This window comes from Candidatus Caldatribacterium saccharofermentans (genome assembly GCF_050267035.1).
GTDB lineage: Bacteria > Atribacterota > Atribacteria > Atribacterales > Caldatribacteriaceae > Caldatribacterium > Caldatribacterium saccharofermentans.
In genome coordinates this window covers 333,883-349,532 of the sequence record NZ_CP187957.1, presented here as the reverse complement: position 1 = coordinate 349,532, position 15,650 = coordinate 333,883, and the positions used below count along the sequence as shown (strand labels likewise).

The 15,650-nt window shown below is 55.3% G+C and carries 12 protein-coding genes; 11 read left to right on the top strand and 1 reads right to left on the bottom strand.

Annotation, left to right across the window (positions count from 1 at the left end; all coding sequences use genetic code 11):
* The first annotated feature begins 89 nt into the window (after positions 1 to 89).
* The 5 genes from ACPT9Q_RS01765 to ACPT9Q_RS01745 all read left to right on the top strand — a co-directional run bounded on the left by ACPT9Q_RS01765 (position 90) and on the right by ACPT9Q_RS01745 (position 8,033).
* On the top strand, positions 90 to 1,385 hold the full coding sequence (locus ACPT9Q_RS01765; RefSeq protein WP_017872437.1) for a hypothetical protein: 1,296 nt from the start codon (positions 90 to 92) through the stop codon (positions 1,383 to 1,385).
* Between the two features lie 48 nt (positions 1,386 to 1,433).
* The gene (tkt, locus tag ACPT9Q_RS01760; protein WP_427366058.1) at positions 1,434 to 3,485 is read left to right on the top strand and encodes a transketolase; all 2,052 of its coding nucleotides are present in this window, start codon (positions 1,434 to 1,436) and stop codon (positions 3,483 to 3,485) included.
* 64 nt (positions 3,486 to 3,549) lie between these two features.
* Positions 3,550 to 4,845 carry a diphosphate--fructose-6-phosphate 1-phosphotransferase gene (gene pfp, locus ACPT9Q_RS01755; protein WP_427366057.1) on the top strand — a complete coding sequence of 432 codons (1,296 nt, stop codon included), beginning with the start codon at positions 3,550 to 3,552 and terminating at the stop codon, positions 4,843 to 4,845.
* A complete protein-coding gene (locus ACPT9Q_RS01750; RefSeq protein WP_427366055.1) occupies positions 4,835 to 7,099 on the top strand; it encodes a ComEC/Rec2 family competence protein in 2,265 nt (754 codons plus the stop codon). The genes pfp and ACPT9Q_RS01750 overlap by 11 nt, the downstream gene beginning before the upstream one ends.
* Entirely contained in the window at positions 7,080 to 8,033 is a 954-nt protein-coding gene (locus tag ACPT9Q_RS01745; RefSeq protein ID WP_427366054.1) for a DNA polymerase III subunit delta, read from the top strand. The genes ACPT9Q_RS01750 and ACPT9Q_RS01745 overlap by 20 nt, the downstream gene beginning before the upstream one ends.
* On the opposite strand, the gene rpsT is transcribed toward ACPT9Q_RS01745, so the two are convergent.
* Positions 8,002 to 8,280, bottom strand: a complete 279-nt coding sequence (gene rpsT / locus ACPT9Q_RS01740) for a 30S ribosomal protein S20 (protein ID WP_017873436.1) — start codon at positions 8,278 to 8,280, stop codon at positions 8,002 to 8,004. The genes ACPT9Q_RS01745 and rpsT overlap by 32 nt on opposite strands.
* 861 nt (positions 8,281 to 9,141) lie before the next feature.
* On the opposite strand from rpsT, the gene ACPT9Q_RS01735 reads away from it, so the two are divergent.
* From ACPT9Q_RS01735 to ACPT9Q_RS01710, 6 genes are all read left to right on the top strand, one after another.
* Positions 9,142 to 9,927: a helix-turn-helix domain-containing protein gene (locus ACPT9Q_RS01735; RefSeq protein WP_427366053.1), complete on the top strand. Its 786-nt coding sequence runs from the start codon at positions 9,142 to 9,144 to the stop codon at positions 9,925 to 9,927.
* Positions 9,906 to 10,190, top strand: coding sequence for an integrase core domain-containing protein (locus tag ACPT9Q_RS01730; RefSeq protein ID WP_427366074.1), 285 nt, complete (start codon positions 9,906 to 9,908; stop codon positions 10,188 to 10,190). Before ACPT9Q_RS01735 ends, ACPT9Q_RS01730 begins: the two co-directional genes overlap by 22 nt.
* A gap of 64 nt (positions 10,191 to 10,254) precedes the next feature.
* On the top strand, positions 10,255 to 11,643 hold the full coding sequence (locus ACPT9Q_RS01725) for an asparagine synthase-related protein (RefSeq protein ID WP_427366073.1): 1,389 nt from the start codon (positions 10,255 to 10,257) through the stop codon (positions 11,641 to 11,643).
* A 422-nt stretch (positions 11,644 to 12,065) separates the two neighbouring features.
* Positions 12,066 to 13,166 carry an alcohol dehydrogenase catalytic domain-containing protein gene (locus ACPT9Q_RS01720; protein ID WP_427366072.1) on the top strand — a complete coding sequence of 367 codons (1,101 nt, stop codon included), beginning with the start codon at positions 12,066 to 12,068 and terminating at the stop codon, positions 13,164 to 13,166.
* An 11-nt stretch (positions 13,167 to 13,177) separates the two neighbouring features.
* Entirely contained in the window at positions 13,178 to 14,128 is a 951-nt protein-coding gene (locus ACPT9Q_RS01715; RefSeq protein WP_427366071.1) for a sugar-binding transcriptional regulator, read from the top strand.
* A 75-nt stretch (positions 14,129 to 14,203) separates the two neighbouring features.
* On the top strand, positions 14,204 to 15,610 hold the full coding sequence (locus ACPT9Q_RS01710) for an ABC transporter substrate-binding protein (RefSeq protein ID WP_427366070.1): 1,407 nt from the start codon (positions 14,204 to 14,206) through the stop codon (positions 15,608 to 15,610).
* Positions 15,611 to 15,650: the final 40 nt, after the last annotated feature.

Genomic DNA, 15,650 nt, shown 5'->3' with positions numbered 1-15,650 from the left:
CTCCTCCTTCACAACACATTATATCTGAAAGAAAGTCCTGCGTACAGTGTTTTTCTCGGCTATAATTGGGATAGGGGGTGGCATGCTGCGTGACCGACCAGACAGTGGCTTCGTTATACCGGGTATCATTCCGAAGCGAAGAAATTCAGGTGACCCCGAAGGAACGGGAAATCCTCCGGACTCTGGCCCTCAGGGTCAGGGAGCTTTCGGAGCTCCCGGAGCAGGAGGAGAAACGCAGGCTCTGGTACCGCCACAACGCTCTTGAGCGGACCCGTCCGGTCGTCTTCTGTGACCCTGAAAATGGCTGGAACGAAATCATCCCACCCCAGAGCCTGCAGTGCGAGGGGAGACTTGCCCGTCACTGGGAGATGTGGCTTCGGAAAGAAATCTTCTGGGGAGAGTCCATGGGGGACGATAAGGTCATCGAACCTTATTTCGACGTTCCATACCTCTACGAGGAAACGAGCTGGGGGCTTGAGGAGCGGATTATCAGAACGGAAGAGCGGGGCTCATACCGCTGGGATCCTCCACTCAAGGATTACCGGGACATGGACAAGCTCCGCTTCCCGGAGATTCACATCGATGAGGAGGCAAGCGAGAAACTCCTCAACCTTGCCCAGGAGGTTTTCGGGGACATCCTCATCGTCCGGAGGAAGACCATCTGGTGGTGGACGCTGGGTATGACCTGGACCCTGGTGAACCTGCGGGGGCTGGAACAGGTGATGCTTGATATGTACGACCATCCCCGGGAACTCCACGAGCTCATGGCCTTCCTCCGGGATGGGCACCTGAGAAAGCTCGATTTCTTAGAGCAACACAACCTCCTCTCCCTGAATAACGACGGCACATACGTGGGCTCAGGGGGCTTTGGGTACACCACAGAACTCCCCCAGAGAGACTTCGACGGGGTGCACGTGCGCACCATCGACATGTGGGGGTTTGCCGAGAGCCAGGAGACCTGCTACGTTTCTCCCGAGATGTTCGAAGAATTCATCTTCCCCTACCAGTACGCTATCCTTGAACGCTTTGGCCTCAACTGCTACGGGTGCTGTGAACCGTTGCACCCCCGCTGGTACGTGGTGAAGCGGTTCCCCCGCCTTCGGCGGGTTTCCGTTTCCCCCTGGGCGGACCTCAGGAAAATGGCGGAGTACCTGGGGCGAGAGTACATCTACTCTATGAAGCCGAGTCCCTCCGACCTTGCGGTTCCGCGCATTGACGAAGAGTACATCCGGAAGAAACTCCGTGAAGCCCTGGAAATCACCAAAGATTGCTGTGTGGAAGTCATCATGAAGGACAACCACACAATCGGTGGCAATCCGGAGAACGTCATTGCCTGGTGCCGGATAGCAAAAGAAGAGGCAGAAAGGGTTGCCTCTTCCCGGTGATTCGTCCTCTATAATAGAGGGGATAACTGGAAAAGGGGTGAAGAAGAGATGGAAGCATCGCTGGAACAACTTGCGGTCAACACCATTCGCATGCTGGCTCTGGATGCCATCCAGAGAGCAAAGTCCGGGCATCCAGGTCTTCCGCTTGGGGCTGCACCCATTGGGTATGTCCTCTTCCGAAGGTTTCTCAAGCACAGCCCGAAAAACCCCCGGTGGTTTAACCGGGACCGTTTTATTCTCTCTGCTGGCCATGGGTCGGCCATGCTCTATGCCCTGCTGTACCTCTGCGGGTACGAAAAGATGAGCCTTGAAGAGCTCAAGAATTTCCGTCAGTGGGGAAGCCGTACTCCTGGGCATCCAGAAAGGTGTGTGGAGTGCGGCATAGAGACCACTACCGGGCCTCTGGGGCAGGGGTTTGCCACCGGAGTTGGTGTGGCCATTGCTGAGGCGCATCTTGCTGCACGCTTCAACCGTCCTGGTTTTCCTGTTATCGACCACTACACCTATGCGCTGGTGAGCGATGGCGACCTCATGGAGGGTGTGGCCTATGAAGCTGCGTCTTTGGCAGGACATCTGAAGCTTGGAAAACTCATTTACCTCTATGACAACAACCATATCAGCCTCTCGGGGGAGACGCGTATCTGCTTTACTGAAGACGTGAAAGCCCGTTTTCTTGCTCTGGGATGGCAGGTCCTTGAAGTTGAGGACGGGAACGACCTTGCCGCTTTGAGCCGGGCTATTGAAGAGGCCAGAAAAGACACCGAACACCCCTCGCTCATCATGGTGACAACACACATCGGATATGGGAGCCCGAAGCAGGACACCTTTGAGGTCCACGGTGCTCCCCTGAAGCCGGAAGAGGCTGTGGCAACCAAGAAGTTCTTTGGCTGGCCCCTTGAGCCTGAGTTCTACGTCCCTGAAGAGGTCCTCGCTCACATGCGGGAGGTTATCCGTGAAGGAGAGGAGAAGGAACGGGAATGGCAGAAGCTCTTTGAAGCCTATTCCCGGGAATATCCAGAAGAGGCGGAGACCCTCAAGATGATGATGGAGGGGAAGCTCCCACCAGACTGGGACAAGGATTTACCGGTGTTTGAACCGGGTGCTGGGCCGGTAGCTACCCGCTCAGTGGGTGGGAAAGTCCTGAACGTCCTGGCCGACCGGATTCCTGGTCTCATTGGGGGTTCTGCGGATCTTGACCCCTCCACCAGTACCGTTTTGAAAGGCAAAGGGAGTTTCCAGGCACCCGCATCCGTACCCTCCGGGACTCAGGGGCTTGTCGATGGACCCCTCGGGTACGAGGGCCGGAACATCGCCTTTGGTGTGCGGGAACACGCCATGGGGGCCATCCTGAATGGTATAGCCATCCATGGGGGGCTCATTCCCTTTGGGGCAACCTTTTTCGTGTTCTCCGACTACATGCGTCCTGCGGTGCGCATTGCGGCCCTCTCCCACTGCAAGGTCATCTATGTGTGGACTCACGACTCAGTAGGTGTGGGTGAAGACGGCCCCACACACCAGCCGGTGGAGCACCTCATGAGTTTCCGGGTTATGCCGAACATAGTGTGCATTCGCCCTGCTGACGCCAATGAAACTCGGGAGGCCTGGAAGGTGGCCATTGAACGGCAGGGAGGGCCGGTGGCGCTCATCCTCACGCGGCAGAACGTTCCAGTTATCGACCAGAGTAAGTTCGGGAAAGCCGAGGGTCTGAGGAAAGGAGCGTATGTCCTTGCCGATAACTCCCAGGGTGACCCTGAGCTCATCCTCATTGCTTCGGGTTCTGAAGTCCACGTAGCCCTTGAGGCTTATGAGAAACTTGCCCAGGAAGGCGTGAAGGTAAGGGTTGTGAGCATGCCCTCTTTTGAGCTTTTCGAGGAGCAACCGAAGAGCTACCAGGAGGAGGTTCTCCCTCCCAGCGTGAAGAAACGAATTGCCATTGAGGCTGGGGCAACCCTCGGGTGGTACAAGTACGTCGGGACGGAAGGAGAAGTCATCGGTGTTGACCGCTTTGGAGCCTCAGCACCGGGGAAAACCGTGCTTGAAAAGCTTGGTATCAGCGTGGAGAATCTCCTCGCAAGGGCTAAGGCTATGCTTTCCCGGTGAGGTTTTTCGTTGACCTCACCGGGCTTTTCTGCTAATTTTCTTGCCGAAAGGGAGGATATGGTATATGAGCACGAAACGATTGGCGATTCTCGTTGGCGGTGGTCCTGCACCTGGTATCAACGGCGTCATCGGTTCGGTGACCATTGCTGCCCGGAAGAGGGGCCTTGAGGTGGTCGGATTCTACGACGGCTTCAAGTGGATTTCGAGTTCTTCCTTTGACCCCGCGGTGCACACCGTGCCTCTTGACATTTCCCGTGTTTCCCGGATTCACCTTGAAGGCGGGTCTATTCTCCGAACCGCCCGGGATAGTCTCATCAAGGGAGGAGCCATTGATGAGGCCAAGGTGGCAAATGTCCGGAAGGTCATGGAGTCCCTCAACGTGGGGTACCTTGTCACCATCGGCGGGGACGATACGGCCTTCAGCGCAAGCATCGTGGCCAGAGCCATGGAAGGGAGGCTCTTTGTCGCCCATGTCCCCAAAACCATCGACAATGACCTGCCCCTTCCGGGCGATATGCCCACCTTCGGTTTCCAGACCGCCCGGGAGGTGGCCACTAGCATTGTGAAGAACCTCATGGAGGATGCTCGGACGACAAACCGCTGGTACTTCGTGGTCATCATGGGTCGTTCTGCAGGCCACCTTGCTCTGGGAACGGGGAAGGCTGCAGGAGCCACCCTCACGATTATCCCGGAGGAGTTTGGTGATCGGAAGGTCAGAGTAGAGGACGTTTGCGATATCATCGAGGCCGCGATGATCAAGCGGAAGGCCCTTGGCCGGGATGATGGTATCGCCATTGTGGCAGAGGGTGTGGCGCTGAAGTTTGGGGACGTGGAGGAGATTGAGAGAATCCTCGGAAAGTCTATCCCTCGCGACCCCCATGGCCATGTGCGTCTTGCTGAGGTTCCCCTTGGGGAACTTTTGAAGAACGAAATTACCCGGAGGTTTGAAGAGCGGGGGAAGAAAATCACCATCGTCACCAAGGACGTGGGGTATGAACTCCGCTGCGCTCCGCCAATTCCCTTCGACATTGAGTACACCCGGGACCTGGGGTATGGCGCGGTGGAGTACCTCTTAAGCGGAAGCTACAGCGAGGAGATGAAGCGGAAGGGTGCCATGATCAGCATCCTGAACGGAAAACTCAATCCCATTCCCTTCGACGAAATTATGGATCCTGTTACGGGACGGACCCGTGTTCGCACGGTGGATATCACCTCCTACGCTTACCAGGTGGCCCGCTCGTACATGATTCGCCTCGAGAGAGAGGACCTGGAGAATCCCGAGTTCGTGGCTTCCATGGCAAAAGCTGCGAACATGGATGTGGAATCCTTTACAAAGCGTTTCGGGCATCTTGTCTCCTGAAATTTTCGGAGAGAGGGGAGAACGGCGCATATCCCCTCTCTCCTTTGTCCAGTATCCCATCTTCTGGGTTGCCCTCTGTGCCACCCTGGGATTTGTTGTGGGAACGTTCCTTCGGCTTCCTTTTCTCCCCCTTTTTGTTCTCCTTGGAGGGCTTTTTGCCGCCCAGGTACTCTCTCTGCCTTCCCGTGTCTTTGTGATCTTTACCCTCGCGGGCTTTGGGGTCTTCGGGATGCTTTTCTCCTCCGTGGTCCTGGACCTTCCCGGAGAGTTCTTCCAGGGTAGGGAAGGTCAGAACCTTGTCCTTGAGGGGTATGTTGTCGAGAAGGATGGGAGGTTTACCCTCGTCCGTCTTCAGGGGTTCCCGGTGTATTCGCCAGGGGTTCTTCTCCGGGGGAAGGAGGACATCCTCCGGCCACTTCTTTACCGGAAGGTGGAGGTTACCGGACTTTTCCGCAAGTTTCCCTCCTGCGCGAATCCTGGAGGGTGGGACCTGCGGGAACACTTCCGAAAAAGGCGAATTGTCGGATACCTTGAGGTACGGGCGATTTTGCCCCTCCCTTCCCAGAGCCTGTGGTTTGCCTTTCTCCGCTGGATACACGAAAAAAGAGGGGCTTTTCTCGATCGCTGGCAGCATCTCCTCCTTGGAACCTCTCCCCTTTTCAACGCCCTCCTTTTCGGTGTTCGAGACGGGGAGTTTCTGCAGACGTTCTCCCTCCTTCAGGAAATCGGCGTGTACCACCTCTTCTGTGTTTCGGGTTTCCACATGGCGCTTCTTGGGACGATGCTTTTTTCCGCGTTTCAGCGTTTCCTCCCCCGGCGCATGGTGCTCTTTGGGGTGCTTCCCTTCACCTTCCTGTATCTCGCTTTCTGCGGTTTTGTGGTATCGGCATTCAGGGCCTGGGTGATGGCGAGTCTTTTGCTTTTGAGTAGAAGACTCGGGCGCACGGTGACCACGGTGGGGCTGCTTTGCAGTGCTTTCCTGGTGATGTTTTTGCTGCAGCCGGAAATGCTCTTTCTTCCAGGCGCACAGCTCTCCTTTGCCTCTACAGTGGGCATTGCCGTGTTTGCCGCTTTTCTCCCTCGCCGGAAGGAACACAGGAAGTGGCGAGAGCTCTTCTCCCGGTACGTTCTTGGGGTTCTGCTTGCCACCGCTTCCGCCACCTTTGCCAGTTTCCCCTTCCTTGTGGGGAACCGGTTCTCCTTGAGTTCCCTTGTCTTTCTGGGCAACCTCGTTGCGTTCCCCCTCATTGAGGGGGTGCTCTTCCTTGGGCTCTGGACGCCTGTTCTGGGGACCTTTGCGTACGGGCGTCTTTTGCTGGGGTTCTGCCTCCGTTGCCTTTTGCAGATGCTTCTTGAAGTGTTGGTGTTCCTCCGGAATGCTGTGCCCCACTGGGTTGCCGATTTTTCCAGAGGGCGCGATGCCCTCTGGGGGATGGTCGTCTGGGGAGTCATCGTTGTCCTTGGAGTTTCCGCTCTCACCAGGAAGCGAGTGTTGCTCTTCTTTTCCCTTTGCCCCGTTCTTGGAGGCCTGGTTTTCGGTTCCCTGTGGTTTCCAAAGACGAGTTTCCTGGTGTTCGACGTCGGTCAGGGTCTTGCCTGTGGATTGTTTGAAGGGAATACTGGAATATTCATCGATACTGGGGGAATCATCCGGGGGTATGGCAATGTGGGGGAGAGCATTCTGCTTCCTTTTCTGCACTTTCGGGGGGTTACGGAAATCCGGGGCATTTTCCTCACCCATGGGCACAGGGACCACGCAGGAGGCGTGACGGTACTGCAGAGGGTGTTTCCAGAGGCTCCCTGTTTTTCGCCTGCGGATTTTTCTTCCCTGACCCGCCTGCGGCTTTCGCCCCGCATTCTCCTTGAGATTTTTCCGATCTCTGACAGAGGAGAGAAGGCGGTGGTGTACCGCCTGCATACTCCTTACGGTCGGGTGCTCGTGTGTGGGGATGCGGAAGGAGTTTTCGAGGAGATAGCCCCCCGTGATCCCTCTCTTCTCAGGGCAGAGGTTCTGGTGCTTCCCCATCACGGGAGTTACAATACCTCTCTGGAAGCACTCATTCGGGCGTCGGGTTGCCTGTGGGCGGTCATTTCTGTAGGGGAGAATCCCTATGGGCACCCTGACCCCCGCACGGTAGCGCTCCTTGAGAGACTCAGGGTGCCGTACTTTATCACAGAGCGGGACGGAGCGGTAGAGTTTTACCCTCTTTTCCGCCGGGGGAGGATACGGAGATTTGGGAAAGCAGCGATTTGAAGACTGGCTTTCGGGAGATCTTGGGGGTCGTTTCTTCATCCTTGAGCGGCGGGTGAACCAAGCGCGTTTTGAAAACTGGTACGTTCCCGAAATCCTTCGAAAACTCGGAGCCTCCAGGGCGTTGTGGGTGCGAAAACTTCAGGAGTGGGAGGAAAGGGCAAGAGAGTTCTCTTTGCCCTCGCTTTTCCCCGAGAGGGAGGTTTGCTTTCTGGACCGCCTTGACGAGGGAGAGGCGCTCCAAGTCTTTCGTGAGGCATCCCGGTACCCTGAGGTGTACTTTTTCTTCCTTCCAGGTGGTGACCTCAAGGGAGCAGGGTGGTCAAAGGTTCCCTGGATTGTGGTGGAGGAAGATAGGGAGGTCCTGCAGCGTTTTCTCCAGGGTGAAGCGGCCCGGCTTGGTCTTTCGTTCGGGAAAGGGGTCGAGGAGCACCTTCTTCGCCTTTTTGAGGAGTACGAACTTCAGGAAACGGAGATCGTGAGTTTCCTCGAGGGATTTCGGGGCAGAAGAGTCCAGAGAGAGGACGTTGAGGCCTTCTTTGAAAAGAACGAAAAAATCCTGCTCTTCCGTTTCCTTGACTTCCTGGGGGAGAGGAACACTTCCCTGGCCCTGCAGTACGCATATCGCCTGGTTGGCCAGGGATTTCCCTTACCCCTTCTTGTGACTCACCTGGCGCGGCGATTCCGGCTTCTGGCTCAGGTGTTCGAAAAAGGGGAAACCCGAAGGGACCTCTGGCAAGGGAAGGAGGTGAATCCTTTCGAAATGAAGAAAATCCAGAAGATGAAGGATGCCTTCAGTCCCGCTGATATCCCGCGGATTTTTGCCACACTCAGGATGGCCGACAGGCTCCTGAAGACCCAGAGTATTGATCCGCGCCTTTTCTGCGTCCTCCTTGTGACCGGGGTCACGCAGCCTGAGAAGCCATTGCCCGGTTGAGTTTCTGGGTGAGCCGTGATTTGATGCGAGCCGCCTTATTCCTGTGGAAGACTCCTTTGCTCACCGCCATATCAACCCGCTTGTACACCTCGCTGAGGAAAGCCCGTGCCTCGTCAATCTTCCCTGCTTCCAGGAGTTTCAGGAATTTCTTGATGTAGGTTTTCGTTGCCGATTTGATAGCTTTGTTCCGGAGTCTCCGTTTCTCACTTTTCCGCAGGTTTTTCCACGCAGACTTTGTATTTGGCATGATTCCACCCCTCGTTGTCCAGGAAATAAGACGATGCCAATTGTAGCATGGAAGGCTGGGGTTTGCAACCTCTGGTGCCGGTGTACACCGTACTGATGACCGGGGTTTCCGTTTTCAGCGTGGTCTCTCCGGAAAAATTCCTCCCGTGAGGAGATATATAATAACGGTGAGACCACGGGGAGAGGGGGAAGCCTGATGGCTTTCACGAGGATTGTTCCCGAGATCGGTACACGGGGGAAGGACGTTACCCTGTGGGGAGTATTTTTGGTTCTCTCCCTGCTTCTTTTTGCGGGATGTACCCTCTCGGTGAGGGTTCAGGTAGGAGAGACAGTCAGTGTATGTGTAGGCAGAGGGATCGAACTCGAAGGAGGGGATTTTTCTCTCTTTTTCCGAGACGTCCTTGAGGATTCGCGCTGCCCCCAGGGAGTGGAGTGCTTTTGGGAGGGTAGGGTTGTTGCTCTGTTCGACGTTCAGGGGAATGCAGCAGGGGTTGAGCTTGTTGAGTCCAGACTTCCCAAAACATTGCCTTTTGGGTCATACTGCGTTGTGTTTCTGGGCGTTTTTCCTCCACGGACTTCCTTAGCCCCTCCGGCAAAGGATGAGTATCGAGTTGTTCTGAGAATAGAAAAATGCACACTGGAGAATCCGGGGCTGGAAGTTCCAGGGACTCCTTCCGGTTTGCCTGCTAACCTTAGCTCAAAAGGCACCTTTTCCTCTCCACAAATTTTTCCCAAAAATTTTTTTCTACCCCCTGGATAGGTTCACAGAGATCTGCAACAGGTAGGGTAGACAAAAAGGTGCAGGACCCTGTATCCTAACTCGGTGTCGAAAACCCTAAGAGAAGGGAGGCCCTGCACCTACATGAAGAGTAGCACAAAGGGAGCAAAAAGTCTATCGGCATATTCTGGTGCATCCATGCACCTGGTGAGCTTCCCCCATGGAAGCTCCATTGCTAAGCTCGCTAGAATCCATGGACTCTCCAAAAAAGCCAGGATTCGCCTTGAAATCCTCGACTTTGCTAAAACCCACCCTGTGGCCGTCACTTGCCGGAGGTACGGAATAGCTCGGAGTACATACTACCGGTGGAAGAAAAAGTTCAACCCCAGAAACCTCCAAAGCCTTGAGGATAGGTCCAGAAGACCCAAAAAGATCCGGAAGCCCCAGTGGACACCAGAGCTTGTGGAGAGGATTCAAAGACTCCGGGAGGAATTCCCCTTCCTGGGGAAAGGGAAGCTCACCGTCCTCCTCAGGAGAGAGGGTTTCACCGCTTCTTCCTCCACCGTGGGGAGGATCCTCAGGTATCTCAAGACCCGGGGTCTCCTCAAAGAGGGAGAGAAACCGAGGAGGGTTTCTGCGACAAAAAGCCCACGGGGGAATCAAAGACCCCATGCCCAGAGAAAACCCAGAGACTACAAGGTGGTATCCCCAGGAGACCTCATCGCCATCGATACCCTGGACATCCGTCCCCTTCCTGGAAAGGTGTATAGGGAATTCTCACAAAAGACCTCATCTTGCGGTGGGCCTATTCCTCCCTCCATGCTCAAGCCACGGAATCTTCCCAGAGTGTCCCTCGAGGAACTCCGAAAGGTACCCCTTTCCGCCCAAACCAGGAGGTACTGGAGGGAGTGCATGCTACGGGGAGTTTGAGGGTCCTCGCAGGAATACGGTATCAAGCTCTTCGTCCTTCCTCCAAGGTCTCCCACATCCGTGGAGTGGTGGAACGGCTCAATCGAATCTTCCGGGAAGAGTTCTGGTGCTCCGATGATGAAGTGGACCCCGAAACCATGAAGTTCCACCCCGAAAGGTGGATAAAAGTGTACAATAGGAAAAGACCACACTCGAGCCTGGGGAGAGGAGCCCTGGGAAAAGCTGAGAGATGCTGGATTTCTTGGGTGTCCCGCATGATGTGAGCCTGTACACCAGTGGAGGCCGTTGAGCGGCTGATTGCTTTGCAAAGGGAGTGACAAAGCGATTATGTCAGCCATTGCAGGTGCAAAAGGTCACAGTCGATTTTATGATGCTTCTCAGAAGATGTTGCGTTCTCTCGCGCACCGTGGCGGTGATGAGTTGAGACAAGTAGCGTCCGACGGTGTATTCATGCAAATGTCGTTTCGCAAGATCGAGCGATTCCTTGCGCCTTTTGCTGACAGAAATGCTGCAGTTTGGGATGGTATACCTCCTGCTGAAATATCTGCCCAAGCGCTTTCTCGCTGGCCAAGTCCCTTTGTCATTGCGGCTATCCAGGATGGCGATTTGTTCATCGCACGCGACCCCCTGGGGGTAAAGCCTCTCTATTATGGTCAGATAGATGGTGCACTGGTTTTTGCTTCGGAAGTCAAAGCCCTTCTATCCGTTACCGATGATGTGCATGAATTCCCCCCGGGCCACTTCTACACTGCACAGCAGGGGTTTCAACCTTTTACCCATATCCAGGCAGGAGATTTTCTCGACGATGATGCTGATACGATTGTGTCGGAACTCAGGAAACGACTGGAACAGGCTATTCAGAGATGGTTAGTCACGGATACGGTAGGAGTGTGGCTATCCGGTGGTGTGGATTCTTCCGTCATTGCAACCTTGCTCAGACCAAGAGTCAGAAAACTTCACTCGTTTGTGATTGGCCTGCCGAACGCGACAGATCTGGAGTACGGACAGATCATGGCAAACCTTCTTCAGACCGAACACCATGCGCATATCATATCTCTGGACGATGTTCTCGCTGTATTGCCTGATGTTATCTATGCGCTGGAATCCTTTGATGCTCTTTTAGTTCGCTCATCGGTGACACACTATTTGATTTCCAAAGTTGCATCGGAGTATGTAGAGCTGATTTTTACCGGTGAGGGTGGTGATGAATTGTTTGCTGGCTATGATTACATGAAAGATTATCCCCTGGAGCAACTCCCTGTTATTCTGGAGCAAGCAGTCAGGAGCTTGCATAATACAGCCTTCCAGCGTGTTGATCGCTGTGCTGGAGCGCACGGACTCATCCCTTGCTTTCCCTTTGCCGATATGGATGTGGTTGAGTATGCACTTCGTATTCCAGCCGGGTACAAGTTGTACCAGAGGTCGGGGAAGCGGATCGAAAAATGGATATTGCGTCGAGTTGTGGAGCAAGATGTCCCCGAGAAGGTACTCTGGCGTCCCAAGACCAAGTTCTGGCGAGGTACGGGACTCCAGCAGTTCATTGGCGATTATGCGGATTCGCATGTCTCGGACCGTGATTTTGAGCGAGAGCGGCGTTTACCAAACGGCTGGATACTCGCATCTAAAGAAGAATTGATGTACTATCGCATTTTCAGTGAGTTTTTTGGCAAGGTATCCAATCTGGACTGGATGGGACGGACGCAAATACCTGGGTGAATATGAGCTAACGCCAGGCCGTCCAGCACGTGCTCCTGCCCGTTGTGGTTTTGTTGTGCTTCACGATGGGGTTGAACGTGTTCGTTCGTGAGACCGACTTCCGGGAGCCCAAAAGTAGGAGCTCCTCCTTTCCCCTGAAAGCATTGGGGGGAATGGAGTTTCCCCGGGGAGTCTCTGGCAACACCCCGGCAACGAGGGAAGCAGTGAGTGCTCTGCGCATGACCCTCAAAGCCCTGGCGCAAAGTATATCCTGGGTTCATGTACCCTCCGGATGAGTAAGTTTGAAGAGAACGAACCCATGATGAAAGAGTTCAAAAGTAGAGACATCCCTACAGTAAGCTGACGCTGTCGTAGGCGTTTTTCCGTTATCTCTTGCCGTTCCGGCGTGGTAGAATGAAAGAAGCACGAAAGGAGGTTCTACTATGGCCGTAGAAAAGATTTCTGAGCTTCCCCGCAAGATGAAAGCGGTGGTGAACCACGCTCCCTATGACTTCCGTCTTGAGGAGATTCCGGTTCCAGAGGTTGGTCCTGAGGAAGTCCTCATCCGGGTGGGGGGATGCGGTATCTGCGCTGGAGATGTGAAGACCTTCCACGGGAATCCCCGAGTGTGGGGTGGTAATGGCCATCCTCCGTACGTGGTGACCCCGGTCGTTCCAGGGCATGAGTTCTTCGGCCAGGTGGTGGCCCTGGGAGAAGGGGCAAAGGAGAAACACGGTGTTTCCCTGGGAGACTGGGTGGCCGTGGAGCAGATTATCCCCTGTGGGGTGTGCCGCTTCTGCCAGGAAGGGAGCTACTGGATGTGTGAGCGGCACTACATTTTCGGTTTCAAGCGCCACGAAGCCGAAGGGGGATTTGCCGAGTACATGCGCCTGCCCCGAAACTCCCGGATTCACAGGCTCCCGGAAGGGTTCCCTCTCCGGGTTGCGCCCTACATTGAGCCTCTGGGATGCGCTGTACACGCCGTGGACCGGGCGGACATCACTTTCCGGGACGTGGTGGTCGTTGCCGGGATGGGGGCCATAGGCCTGGGCATGCTCCAGGTAGCTCGTCTGAAAAACCCCCGGCTCCTCATCGCCGTCGATGTCATCGAGAAACGCCTGGACCTGGCGAAGAAACTCGGTGCTGACCTTGTTCTCAACCCGAAAGTCGTGGATGTGGTGGAGGAGGTCAAACGCCTCACCGATGGCTACGGGTGCGACGTGTACATCCACGCAAGCGGCAATCCCCAGGGAGTCATCCAGGGGCTGAACATGCTCCGCCGCCTTGGCCGTTACGTGGAGTTCAGCGTCTTCAACGCCCCAACAACAGTTGACTGGAGCATCATTGGAGACGTCAAAGAACTCGACATCCGGGGTGCCCACCTGAGCCCCTGGACCTACCCTGTGGCCATCCGGTTTCTCCATGAGGGCCTTGTGAAGGCCGATGACATCATCACCCATGAGCTTCCCCTTGAGGAGTTCAAGAAAGGGCTTGAGCTTGCCGAAAAAGGCGACGAGGCCATTCGGGTGGTGCTCAAGCCGTAGGGGTGAATCCTTTGCCCAGGCGAAAGGATCATTTTGCCCTGGCCTGCGAAGTGGCAAAACTGTACTACTACGAGGACCTCACCCAGGACCAGATTGGTGAGGTCCTCGGCCTTTCCCGGCAGAAGGTCTCAAGGCTTCTTCGCTGGGCAAAAGAGGAAGGCATTGTCCAGATTCGGGTGCTTGACACAGGGGAAGACACGAAGACCCTTGAGGCGCAGCTTCGGGAACGTTTCGGTCTTCGAGATGTGCGGGTGGCCTCGACCTTCAGCCGCGACCCGGGCCTTGTGGTGAAGCGAATTGCCCAGGTTGCTGCATCGTACCTTCGGGGAGTGGTTGAGCCCCACACCTCTTTGGGGGTTGCCTACGGGAAAACGCTCTTTGCCATGACCCATTTCCTCGTGCCGAAAGTCGTCCCGGGTTTCCAGGTGGTGCAGATTATGGGAGGGTACGGGAAGCTCAAGGGAGATGTTGTGGCGGTGGAACTCGCCCGGGCTCTGGCGCAGAATTTCGGTGGGAGTGTGGTGTATCTCCTGGCTCCAGCATTTGCGAAGGATGAGGCAACGCGGAATGCCCTCCTTGGTGATGAGCGTGTGGCCCGGGTACTGGAACTTGCCCGCAACGTGGATATCGCCCTTGTGGGGATTGGAGGAGTGACTTCGGGTTCCACCTTGCTGGATACCGGGGACATTTACCCCCACGAGGTTGAGGAACTCATCGCCCGGAAAGCGGTCGGGAATATCTGTGGCAATTTCTACAATGAGCAGGGGGAGCCGGTTCCCTGCCAGGCTGATCGGCGGCGTATTGCCCTGACCCTGCAGGAGCTCTCGAGAATCCCAAGGGTCATAGGGGTGGCGGGAGGAGAAGAAAAGCTCAGGCCTATTCTCGGAGCGCTCCGGGGGAAGTTCGTGAACATCCTCATCACCGACGACGTCACCGCTTCGGCCCTTCTTGAAGGGGATTAGCATTTGCGCCCGCTCCTTTTCGGGAGTATAATAACCCTATGGAAGGAACATCACATCTAAAGGAGGGGTGTGGTTATGCGGAAGTTCCTTCTGTTCCTCTTGGCCTTCGTGCTTCTTGCGAGTGTAGCCTACGCTTCACCGGTGAAGCTCGTCGTTGTGGGAGATGCAGGACACAACCTGAAACCTTTTGAGTGGTATGCGAAGGATCTGAAGGAAAAGTTCGATGTGGAACTTGAGGTTATCGGTGTTCCCTTTGGAGAGCTCTATGAGAAAGAAAAGGTAGAGCTCATTGCTGGGACCGGCGCTTTCGATATCATGATTGTCTACCCCAAGTTCCTTGCCGAGTTCGCCGCCAACGGCTGGCTCTATCCCCTTGACGAATTTGTTGCAAAGCTTGATCCCAAGCTCGACGACGTTACCCCGGGATACCGGGACTTCTACTGTAAATACGGCGGCAAGCTCTACGCTCTGCCCTATGACGGTGACGTCCTGAGCCTCTATTACCGAAAAGACCTCCTTGAGAACGAGGAAGAGCGAAAGGCCTTTAAGGAGAAGTACGGGTATGATCTCAAAGTCCCCGAGACCTGGGATGAGTACCTCGATGTAGCTGAGTTCTTCACCCGGAAGGCTGGAGAGAAACTCGCCGGAGAGGTTCTGCAGCGCGATTTCTACGGGACTGCCTACTATGGCCAGAAAGACCAGATTTTCGCCTGGTGGGGGAATATCTTTGCGAGCCTCGGTGGCGTGTACTTCGATGAGGAAACTATGGAGCCGGCCATTAACTCTGAAGCGGGAGTGAAGGCTCTGGAGATTATGAAGGAAATCCACAAGTACTGTCCTCCTGATGTCCTGGCCTACGGATACGAAGAACTGAAAGACGTCTTCCTCAACGGGGACTGCTTCATGGTCATCCAGTGGCCCTGTGTGGGGAAGAAAGGAGCAGACCCAGCACAGTCAAAGATTGTCGGAAAAATCGGAGTCTCTCACGTTCCGGGAGTCAAGAAGGATGGCGAAATATACTATCGGGCCATGATGCCCTGCGGGCGAGTTCTGGCTATTGCCGCACAGTCAAAAGACCCCTGGAAGGCATACCAGGTCATCCACTATCTCTCGGTGGTCACAAGCCTTGATGACGTCTCTACTCCAGAAACCGGCCTTGACCCCTACCGGTACTCTCACTTTGCTCACCCCGAGGCCTACGAGATGTTCGCGAATGTCGAGGACGCAAAGATTTACCTTGCTGGTGTTCAGAAGAACATGGAGAAGGGGTACCCCGAAATGGTCCTTCCTGGAACGGTGGAGTACGAAGAGACCCTGGGTGTGGCCCTCACCAGGGCTCTCACTGGGGAACTCGATCCCAAGAGCGCTCTGGACGAAGCGGCACAGGCCTGGAGAGACATTCTCGAGCGATTCGGCGAGGAGCAGCAGAAAGCCCTCTACCAGGAGCTTGTGAAAGGCTGGAGAGCCGTAGGTCTCTGGTGAAGTCACCGGGGCTGGGGTTCTCCCCCAGCCCCTTTTTCTG